8 protein-coding genes are annotated in these 9,728 nt (G+C 54.1%); 3 read left to right on the plus strand and 5 right to left on the minus strand.

From position 1 onward, the window contains the following. Window positions 1–93 precede the first annotated feature (93 nt). Window positions 94–408 carry an LPD1 domain-containing protein gene (locus tag ABIE61_RS18050; protein WP_354412095.1) on the plus strand — a complete coding sequence of 105 codons (315 nt, stop codon included), beginning with the start codon at window positions 94–96 and terminating at the stop codon, window positions 406–408. On the opposite strand, the gene ABIE61_RS18055 is transcribed toward ABIE61_RS18050, so the two are convergent. The 4 genes from ABIE61_RS18055 to ABIE61_RS18070 form a co-directional block, all read right to left on the minus strand. After that, window positions 365–1,561: an MFS transporter gene (locus ABIE61_RS18055; RefSeq protein ID WP_354412098.1), complete on the minus strand. Its 1,197-nt coding sequence runs from the start codon at window positions 1,559–1,561 to the stop codon at window positions 365–367. The genes ABIE61_RS18050 and ABIE61_RS18055 overlap by 44 nt on opposite strands. Window positions 1,562–1,686: 125 nt before the next feature. Then, window positions 1,687–3,429 (minus strand): FAD-dependent oxidoreductase, encoded by a 1,743-nt coding sequence (locus ABIE61_RS18060; RefSeq protein ID WP_354412101.1) that lies wholly within the window; start codon window positions 3,427–3,429, stop codon window positions 1,687–1,689. Window positions 3,430–3,511: 82 nt separating this feature from the next. Then, window positions 3,512–4,165, minus strand: coding sequence for a GntR family transcriptional regulator (locus tag ABIE61_RS18065; protein WP_354412103.1), 654 nt, complete (start codon window positions 4,163–4,165; stop codon window positions 3,512–3,514). Window positions 4,166–4,261: 96 nt separating this feature from the next. Beyond that, a complete protein-coding gene (locus tag ABIE61_RS18070; protein ID WP_354412105.1) occupies window positions 4,262–5,287 on the minus strand; it encodes a TRAP transporter substrate-binding protein in 1,026 nt (341 codons plus the stop codon). Between the two features lie 237 nt (window positions 5,288–5,524). Here ABIE61_RS18070 and ABIE61_RS18075 point away from each other — a divergent pair, with 237 nt between their 5' ends. Next, a complete protein-coding gene (locus ABIE61_RS18075; RefSeq protein WP_354412108.1) occupies window positions 5,525–5,923 on the plus strand; it encodes a DUF3429 domain-containing protein in 399 nt (132 codons plus the stop codon). 44 nt (window positions 5,924–5,967) lie between these two features. Here the strand turns inward: ABIE61_RS18075 and ABIE61_RS18080 are convergent, their stop codons facing one another. After that, a complete protein-coding gene (locus ABIE61_RS18080) occupies window positions 5,968–6,939 on the minus strand; it encodes an L-threonylcarbamoyladenylate synthase (protein WP_354412110.1) in 972 nt (323 codons plus the stop codon). Window positions 6,940–7,324: 385 nt separating this feature from the next. On the opposite strand from ABIE61_RS18080, the gene ABIE61_RS18085 reads away from it, so the two are divergent. Beyond that, a complete protein-coding gene (locus ABIE61_RS18085) occupies window positions 7,325–8,857 on the plus strand; it encodes a sensor domain-containing diguanylate cyclase (protein ID WP_354412113.1) in 1,533 nt (510 codons plus the stop codon). Window positions 8,858–9,728: the final 871 nt, after the last annotated feature.

A 9,728-nucleotide genomic window follows, 5' to 3' on the forward strand; every position in this document is an offset into this window, starting at 1 on the left:
AGCGTTGGCACCGATAACCTGATCGTGTAGTGGAGCATTTTGCAGTGCCGACTATACGAATCAATAGCTTATAACGCTAAGTGTCGAACTCGGGTGGACCCGTCCGGTGAGGGACCCAGCGAGCTGTGCCGTGCATCTGTGGCGATGGACAAGCAGTTGAACAGTCTGTATTACAGCCTGCCGGAAGAGATGTGCGCCCGAGCCTTCGAGGCATTTGTGCAGGATCAGCCGATCTGCAATCACTTTCTGGTCAAGGGTAGCCGTTCTTCAAAAGAGGCTCGCCTTGGGCTGTTTCCGCAAGGCGAACAGCGCCGGCAGATCAATTGTGCCTTTCGGGCATACTTTGATCGGCTTGGTGCGGCGCTCAGGCGTGTTGCTGACAACGGATCAGGGATAGCCAACACTTGAGTCCCAGCAGTGCGCTGACCAGCACCAGCAGGGCGGTGGCGGTTATGCTGCCGACCATGCCGATCAACAGCGTGTAAAGTGCCGAGATCAGTGCGGCTGAACTCATCTGGAACAACCGCATTACGCCGGATGCCTTGCCCTTGCCCTGATCGATCACGTCCATCGCCATATGGTTGGCTGCTGGTGACAGCAGGCCAAATCCAAGCAGAATAAACGCCATCAAGCTGCCCAGCAGCAGGGCCTGCACATCAGACATGAACAGCAGGATGAAAGCGGGTATCAGCATGCACAGCAGGCCGATCAGGATCACGCGGCTGGTGGTAACGCCGCGTTTGGCCAGTTGTGCATTGAACCAGGAGCCAACTCCGGCAAGGCCCGAGGTAAAGGCCATGATCAGTGCCAGTTGATCGATGGAGAAGCCATAGTGGTCAACAAACAGGCTGGAGGAAGCGGAGACATAGGTAAACAGGGTACAGAAGCCCAATGTGTAGATCAGCGTTGCGAGTAGAAACACTCGCTTGGCCATAATGCTGCGCAACTCCGTCACAATGTCGCTGACCCTGAGCGTCTGGCGCTTCTCAACGGGCAATGTCTCGGTGAAGGTAAGCGCAATGATCAGCAGTGATACCAGGCCCACCGTGGCCTGAAAGTCGTGAATGCGCTGCCAGGGGCCGAGCTGCATCACCAGACTGCCCAGCAGGGGTGCGATCAAAGGCGCGATGCCGACCAGCATGATCATGTAGGAGATGCGCAGCCGCGCGGCTTCGCCCTCCAGTGTGTCGCGGATGATCGCGATTGGTATGGCGATGCAAAGCCCGGCGGCGAGTCCCTGCAGCAGACGGAATCCCAGCAACAGCTCAAAGCTGGGAGCAAGGCTGCACAGCAGGGCAGCCAGGGTATACAGCAGCAGAGAAAACAGAATGACCGGCTTGCGTCCAAATCGGTCCGACAGAATACCTCCGAGCAACGGTGACACGGCAAGGCCGGCTACGAAGAAGCTGAATGTCAGCGCTCCCTTTCCCGTGGCCAACTGGAAGAAACGCTCGATGTCGGAAAGCCCGGGCAGTCCCATGTCGATCGACAGCGGACCCAGTGAGGAAATGAAACCCAGAAACAGCGTGAACAGGGCGGGGCGGTGATTGATGCTTTTCATGCTGCGGGCAGATCCATGTGGCTATTTGAGTGGGTTCAGGGGTAGAACAAAATTGGCGCTGCGTCCGGTACGAGGACGCCGGGCGCAGCGCCAAAGCGCGTTATTTTACCTGAATAGTTGGCTGCTTATTGCAGCAGGATTGAATCCAGCGCCTGCTCAAGGCGTTGTGTTGCCTCAGTTGCATCCTGCACGGCCTCCATGCAACGCCAGGCAACATAGCCGTCCGGCCTTACCAGCAGGGCGCCGGACTCGGGTATTTCTCGTCTGCGCTGCCATTCACAATAGGGGTCTTTTATGACATCGCCCACCTGAAGTAACCTCAGGCAGGGCTTGTCGATCGACTTCAGTGCCATGTCCCAGGCAGTTCCCGACAGGCCGGTAATCAGCGTGAAACCATAGCCCTTGACCAGATCCAGAGTTGATACCCTCATGCCTTTGGCGTCTATCAACCAGGCGTGCGGCAGTTTTGCCCCCGGTCGCGTGGTGGCTTTCAGGTACAGTTGTCGGTCTTTGTCCCAGATTTCTTCGGACTCTTCCGACTCATCAATTGCCGAAGAGTGATAGCGCTGGTTCATCTCCACGCCCTGCGCGTTGAACTCGGTGTTCTTCAGCTCGAGCGCTTGATTAAGGGCTTCTCGTGCGGCTTCACCTTCAGGGGTTGGCGACTTCAGGCGCTCAATGCCGGCGACAACCGGGTTTTCGGCCCCTTCGACGCGGAACGCCTTGTGCAGCGCACCGTAATCAAGACGTGACTGGTTGGCACGCAGCACGATCTGTTTGCCGACCGGTGCGCGTTCCTGAGTGTAGGTCTCGAGCAGATCAGCTTTGGCATCCCCCTTGATAACCGCGGCAATTTTCCAGGCCAGGTTAAAGGCATCCTGTACGCAGGTGTTCAGCCCCAGCCCGCTTGAAGGCGGGTGACGGTGTACGGCATCACCGCCACAGAACACACGGCCTCGAGAGTATTCCGTTGCGTATGCCTGATTTACATACCAGATGGACTTGGTGATGATCTCGATTTCAAGGTCAGGCACACCTGTCAGCAGGCGGACACGTTCGGTCAGCTCGGAGTCAATCAGTTCAGGATCGCCTTTCGAAATATCAAAGCCCCAACCTGCAATCCATTCGTTCCAGGGCTTGACCGCGCGCAGAAGTCCCATGCCGATTTCACCAAAGCTGGCATGAGGTGACACGATCCAGTGCAAAATGCTGGGGCGGTGCTCGACATATTTCGACAGGTCGGCCCTGAAATTCACATATATGGTACCGGCCCGACCATGATGGCCTTCAATGGGCAGGTCGATATCCTGTGCGACCCGTGAGCGAGCCCCGTCGGCACCGATCAAATAGCGTGCACGCAGGACGTATTCCCTGTTTTGAATCAGATCTCGCAGTGTGACGGAGACTCCCTCATCATCCTGTATGTGGCTGACATATTCCGTATTGAAAGCGGCGCGTGCACCACGTTCAAGTGCGTTCTTGAAAATCACGGGCTCAACAATCGGTTGCGGAATGTCGAGCAATTCGCAGGGGCTGCCACTGAGGTAGTCTCCCTTGCGCGCATCACCGGTACCCCAGCATCGCAGGCGTGCCAGCTCCTCTCCCGCAAGGCTGGTGGTGAACAGGCTGTCGCCCATCTGATCCCAGGGGGTCGCGTGGCGATACAGCTCTTCCTCAATATCCAGCGCGCGGAACACTTCCATGGTGCGCTGATTGGTAATGTGGGCACGGGGCGTATCGGCAAGCCAGTTGGTGCGAGACACCATGTGGGCATTGATGCCATAGGTGGCCAGTGCAAGGGCAGCGGTTGCGCCTGTTGGTCCTGTGCCGATGATCAGAACATCGGTATCAAAGTGGTCAGTCTGCATGTTCAGCCTCTTGTGTTTATTCTTGCATACTAGCATGTTAGTTGTCTGGACAAAGTGCCGCTGAGTACGGCTCCGGTTTATCTCAGGATGAGTGCTGCATGAACGTCACTACGTCTCGGGATACGCTGGCGATATGCTCTTCGGCAGCTTCACGGGCGGCTTGTGTATCCCGATTCCGTATTGCTTCAATAATCATCGTGTGCTCATCCGTGGCTGCGTTCAGATGCATGTGAAAGCCACAGGTTTGCACGATAAAAAAGTCAGACAGTTCAAAGTTCGACATTTGACGTGTGCCGAGAATCTCAGAGCGGGCCATCCGCTGCAGATGCCGGTGAAAGTCGGCATTCAGTTGACGGTACCGTTCAGAGAGTTGGGTTGAGCTGTGACCGAGTGCAATAATCTGATCGTTGATCTCTGTCAGTCTGAGCAACTCCTCAGGTGAATGACGCTCAGCGGCCAGACTGGCGATCAGTCCTTCGGTAGCAGAAAACATCCGATAGAAATCTGCTACCTCGGACACGGCCGGATCGACCACTTCGCAGCCCACCTGAGCGGTGATATGTACGAACCCCCGCTCCTGAAGGTTATTCAGTGCGGTCATGATAGGTTGACGACTGACGCCAGTTTCGTTGCTGATATCCTTGACCGAGACCTTCTCACCAAACTTGTACTGCCGACTTAACAGTCGCCCCAGTACATCCTGATATATAAGATCCTTCTTGTTGAGAATTCGCATCGTCAAGAAACCCGCACCCGGTGTCTGTTATGGAAACAGTGGGTGATTATAAAGTGCATTGGCGCCAACCAGAACCCGCAAGCGATCTGTCATATATCAGTGCTCCGGTTGATAGTTACGAGCTCGCTCGCGAAGGGACTGCAGGGCAGCTTTGTTATCAACGCCAGATGCTGAGGTTTTTTCCAGCCAGGCCTGGTCGATGCCCTCAAGGACGGTGGTGAGTTCTTGTGTTAACGCATCACCGGGATGCAGCTCGTTGACGTTGACACCACTTTCCCGAGCGGTCTTGATACCGTCCTCGTCGGCGGCGTCAAATGCCTGACCGCACGTGCGTGAAAGGCTTTCACCGGAGACGCGACGAATGGCCGCCTGGTCTTCCTCACTCAGGCTGGCCATGAACTCCGGGTTCAGAAAGATGGACAGGCTGCCGAGATAGAGGCCGCTGGGATATACCGTCAGGTGCGACGTCACTTCATTGAGTCTCAAGCCGCGCTGTTCACTCTGGGGCATTGTGATTCCATCAATGACCCCCTGCTGAAGTAGTTCATAAATTTTGGGCCCGGGTGCTGCGACAGGTGTCACTTGCATGCGTTTGGCAATTTCACTTTGTACACCGCCGCCAACGCGTATTTTTTTGCCCTTGAGGTCGCTTAAGGCGTTGATGGGGAATTTGGTATGCAGCTGCCCTTGGCCATGTGTGCACAAAGCCATCAATTCAAGGCCATCAAACTCGCCTGCCTTTGCAAAGTATTCGTTGTACACATTCCAGAAACTGACGGATGCCGCTTCGGCATTGGCACCCAGCATCGGCATTTCAACGGCTTCGGTCAGAGGGAAGCGACCGGGAACATATCCATGGAACCCCCAAGCACCATCAGCCACACCATCCTCAGCGATGGAAAACATGGAGCCGGGTTCACCCAGGTTGTATTCGAATTTCACACTAACGCGACCTTTAGTCCCAGCTTCAATTTGCTTGGCCCATTGGGGCAGAATAGTCGCATTTATTGGATGGCCTGGCGGCATCCAGGTTGCAAAGTTAAGTTCGGTAGCGGCCTGCGAGGTAGAGGCAGGGCCGATGAGCGCCATGGCGAGTCCAAGGCTGAGAGCTGTCTTCTTCATTATTCAGTCACCTTTGGTTTTATATTTAGTCAGGTCACAGGCATCAATCTACTGGTCTCGATTGACATGCTAGCATGTTAGCATGTCAATCGAGATGGGCAAGATAATTATTAAGGTATTGGCTCAGCGATCTGTGCAATTGCACCGGTAATCAAATGGTGATCGATAGAGGGCAGGGTGAACCAAATCCGGCAGTTGTCGTATCGGTATAAAAATTAACGCACTGATAACATACCCATGAACAAAACAGCCTATCTACTTGGTTTGTCCGGTTTGATTCCCTTTGTCGGGTTGACTGTATTGATGCATCAGCCTTGGGCAGTTACTTACTTCCTGTCATACAGCGCGGTAATCCTGTCGTTTCTGGGCGGGATTCATTGGGGTGTGGCACTGCAAGACGACAAGTGGAGCAATAGCTGGCGGCTTTGTCTGTGCATGTTGCCCAGTTTGCTGGGGTGGGTGGCCTTGCTGTTGCCAGTTACGCTGGCGTTTGCGCTGCTTTTTGTAGCCTACGCGCTCTGGTGGGGGTACGACTACAGTCAGGTGAAAAACGGCGATTATCGGCAGTTAAGACGCTGTCTCAGTGTTGTGGTTTTGGTGTGCCATGGTAGCTGGATGTTTTTCGTGATTTTTTGATCACTGATCCCGCTCTATCCAGCTCAAGCAGCAGTTCGCACCAGTCAGTTGGCAGCGGCGCGACTCAGGCGGTCCCATATATCAGCCCAGGCGGGATCTTTGGGTGGTGCTTCGACCCATAGCTGGGTTACACCGTCACAATCGGCCTCGTACAGGGCGGCATACAGTGCTTGACGATAGCCTTGATGATCAGCCGGCATCACCTTCAGGTGCTTGCAAGGCAGTGATCTCAGTGCTGTTGAATACACCAGTGCACCTGAGTGCGGGGCTGCTGATGCAGCCAGGGCCGTTATCTCGTCAGTCTTACAGAGCGTGATGCGGGCATTGGGTTGATAGTGAATTTTCTTGTTACCGGAGACAGCGTGCTCATGGCTGCTCGGAATGCGCACCGGTACCTGCAGATAGGGCTGGAGCATCTCTGCTGAGATGGGGCCGCTTCGCAGAATTTCTGCACTGTGTTCATCCACACGCAAAATGGTCGATTCCGTGCCGACACCGCAGGGACCGCCGTCAAGCACGGCTGCAATCATCCCGTCCATGCTGGTCAGTACCTGTTCCGCACTGGTGGGACTGAGTTTCTGGTACGGGTTGGCCGACGGAGCGGCGACAGCAATATCGAATCGTTGCAGCAATGACAGCAGCACCGGGTGATCGGGCATACGCACCCCGATCGTCGGCAGGCCGCCGGTAATGACATCTGAGACATCCGGATGGCGATCAAAAATCAGTGTCAATGGGCCAGGCCAAAACTCTGCTGTCAGAGGGGCGACCCAGTCAGGCACGGTTTTGACCCAGCGTGGCAGCTGATCAAATGAGGCAATATGCGTAATCAGCGGATGGTTGGTCGGGCGTCGTTTCGCTGCAAAAATCTTTGCTACCGCCTCGGGGTTTGAGGCGTCGGCAGCCAGCCCGTATACCGTCTCTGTCGGCACGGCGACCAGCTCGCCAGCCAGCAGTAGTTCGCCGGCACGTTGTAGATGGTCGGGGTTTTGAGCGCTGAGTCTTTCTGTCTTCATGGATCACACCAGTAACGGACTGGTAATTATTGTAACATTGGACGCGTCTCGAACATCCATTTCATGCCGCCCCTGGTTGAAAAAGTAGTTGCTCAAAAGGCGTTACTGCAGTCGGGGACATGAAGGTCTAGGAATGTTTCAAGTGTTTTGAGCAGGTAAATGACGTAATCGCAGGACTGTGCGCTCTTGTCGGAATTGTGGCGAACGCTCCGCGAATTAAATGAATCGTGTCCACAACAGTTTGGTGTTGCTGCTGCAGCCGTTGTCGCAATTTGATGTCATGATATTTATGCGGTCAAATAGGTTGTTCCGGTTTCCGGTTGTGTATCGTTTTGCGAGTATCTGAATTGAACTGTTCCGCCTCAGATAAAATGGAGATTTTACGATGACAGACAAGGTTGACTGGCGTGGTAAATACAGAGCGCTGGCACTTGAGGTGGAGCAGCATGAGCAGCAGCGCTCACAGGCTGCTGACTGTCTTCGCAGCCTGGCCGTTCAACTTGACCTAGCGGCGCATGGCGAATCGGCTGAGCTTGACCAGTTGTTGGCATCGCTGGTGACTGAGTTGCAGACTGGCAAGCTGGATAAAGTGCCAGAGTTGCTACGCAAAACCGAAAAACATGTCCGTTTGCTGGATGAAACACGGGCGCAGCAGGCCAGGCAGCTGATTAAACGCATCGATGAGTGGGTGCTGTTGTTGCAGGGTACGGCCGAAAGCGAGGAAGGGGGGCTGGTTGAAGTCAGGCAAAAGCTTGCCGGTGTGGCTGACAACATGCGGCAGTTGCCGGGGCTGATTGATACGCTATTGACCTTTCAGCGACAGATTAGTCGCTCTGGCGTTGGTGCTGTAAGCACTGATGATTTGGCGCAACCAAACGATATGATCAGCAAGCGTATGGCTCAGCGATTGCTTGAGCTGATTCAGCTGTTCAATGTACCTGTCCAGCATCGAGCACGTACCCACGAATTGATCAGTCGCCTGGAGGCGGGTCCCGGTCCGGAAGAGCTGGAACGCTGTCTTGAGGAAGTTTCCGCCTTGGCGCGGACCTGCGGAGGTAGTACAGGGGAGGATATTCAGGCCTATCTTGTGGGGTTGAATGAACAGCTTGCCTATCTGCGCAGCTTTCTGGACAGGGCAGAAACGGCTGATGTGGTACAGCTTAAGCGCAATAATCTGCTGGACCAGACGGTGCGCCATGATGTTCATAAAATCAGTCAAGCGGTCAAACAGACCAGTGACATCAATGAGTTGAAAACGGCTGTCAGTACTCAGCTGGCAAGCTTGATCAAAGCGGTTGATACACACAAGAAAGCGGAAAATCAGCATGTCGCCGAACTGCAGCGGGAGCGGAAGATCCTGTTGAGTCGCCTTGAGGAGATGGAGTCGAAGGCTGCCGGGTTCCGCAGAAGTGCGGAAGAAGCGCATATGAAGTCGCGTACCGATCCGCTCACGGGATTGGCGAATCGGTTTGCCTATGACCAGCAGCTTGCGAATGAAATTGCGCGCTATCAGCGCTACGGCACACCTTTCGCTCTTTGTGTTGCCGATATCGACTTTTTCAAACGCATTAACGACCAGTATGGTCACCTGGCGGGCGACAAGGTGCTGCGGCTGATGGCCAAAGTGCTGCGCAGCAGTTTGCGCGGGGTTGATTTTATTGCTCGCTTTGGCGGCGAAGAGTTTGTCATTTTGATGCCGTCGACCGGTGGGGAGTCCGCCCGTCAAGCGGCCGAGAAGGTGCGCAAGGCTGTTGAGCAAAGCCCGTTCAATTTCCAGAGTCGCCCGGTACACATCACGATCTCAATCGGTGTGGCAGAGGTCGTGTCTGACGATACAGCCGAGTCCCTGTTTGGTCGTGCAGACAGCAACCTGTACGCGGCCAAAAGCAATGGCAGAAACAAGGTTGTGATGCACTGAACCTTGCTGTTGGGCCGCGAATCTCTCGTGGCTTGAGATCAATAACTGTCGTCTCTCCCACCAACGCTTTGACGCCCGTCCCACTTTTACACCGGCAACCTCATGTTTCCTATCAGCTTCCCGTGCAGGTCGCATGCTGCATGGGCTGTAGCTATTTTCGGTCAGGCAGGACATGGCCTCGACCTCATCTGATAACCACATGTGGGTTTCAGTTCAAGGTGGACTTTTCCACTATTTCAGATCAACAGCTTAGGAGGGTTTTTGCCAGTAGGTCGTATGAAGATTTGCAGCTTGACTTGGACTTTACGGAAGTCTTACATCTCAACATGAACTTTTCATATAACTGATTGTTTATAATACAATTTATACCATTTTCATGCTTTGAATTTAGCTGCTTTTATGGCCATAATCAACCTAATTTCTTGCGATCTAACTTGCTCTGACCTGTTGGCATTTTGGCGCCTGTAGGGCTACCTTGAGTTGACTAGGCTTACTGTGCACTAGAATGGTGCAGGGATAAGGTTTTGGCGGACGACGGTGATGTAAAGGTCCTCAATGTCGGATTAAAGGTGTCATGAAATATTGCGCTAGAGCGGGGCCTTTCTTCCACGCAATACGCAACCATGCTCGACTGCGACGTATCTGTGCTATAACACAGCACCACAGGTGCTTTGCCCGATTTGAACGACCGAAGTTGCCTGTTTCCTGCAGCACATTCCTCATATGTTTTGCATCTATCGCTCACTGCGCTTGTTGTTTCAATTTGAAGAAGAGTCCACCCGAGTTCGACAGTTATCCACTGAAAATCGTCTCTTTTACACGCCTCAGGCCAGTATTCATGCGGGTTTCCGCTTTTTAGACGCCTAAAACC

It is taken from the genome of Marinobacterium sp. MBR-111 (assembly GCF_040547585.1).
GTDB lineage: Bacteria > Pseudomonadota > Gammaproteobacteria > Pseudomonadales > Balneatricaceae > Marinobacterium > Marinobacterium iners.

Excerpts from the sequence above, each read along its gene's own strand:
- ABIE61_RS18055 (WP_354412098.1), bottom strand. The coding sequence starts at position 1,561 with ATGAAAAGCATCAATCACCGCCCCGCCCTGTTCACGCTGTTTCTGGGT.
- ABIE61_RS18060 (WP_354412101.1), bottom strand. The coding sequence starts at position 3,429 with ATGCAGACTGACCACTTTGATACCGATGTTCTGATCATCGGCACAGGA.
- ABIE61_RS18065 (WP_354412103.1), bottom strand. The coding sequence starts at position 4,165 with ATGCGAATTCTCAACAAGAAGGATCTTATATATCAGGATGTACTGGGG.
- ABIE61_RS18070 (WP_354412105.1), bottom strand. The coding sequence starts at position 5,287 with ATGAAGAAGACAGCTCTCAGCCTTGGACTCGCCATGGCGCTCATCGGC.
- ABIE61_RS18075 (WP_354412108.1), top strand. The coding sequence starts at position 5,525 with ATGAACAAAACAGCCTATCTACTTGGTTTGTCCGGTTTGATTCCCTTT.
- ABIE61_RS18080 (WP_354412110.1), bottom strand. The coding sequence starts at position 6,939 with ATGAAGACAGAAAGACTCAGCGCTCAAAACCCCGACCATCTACAACGT.
- ABIE61_RS18085 (WP_354412113.1), top strand. The coding sequence starts at position 7,325 with ATGACAGACAAGGTTGACTGGCGTGGTAAATACAGAGCGCTGGCACTT.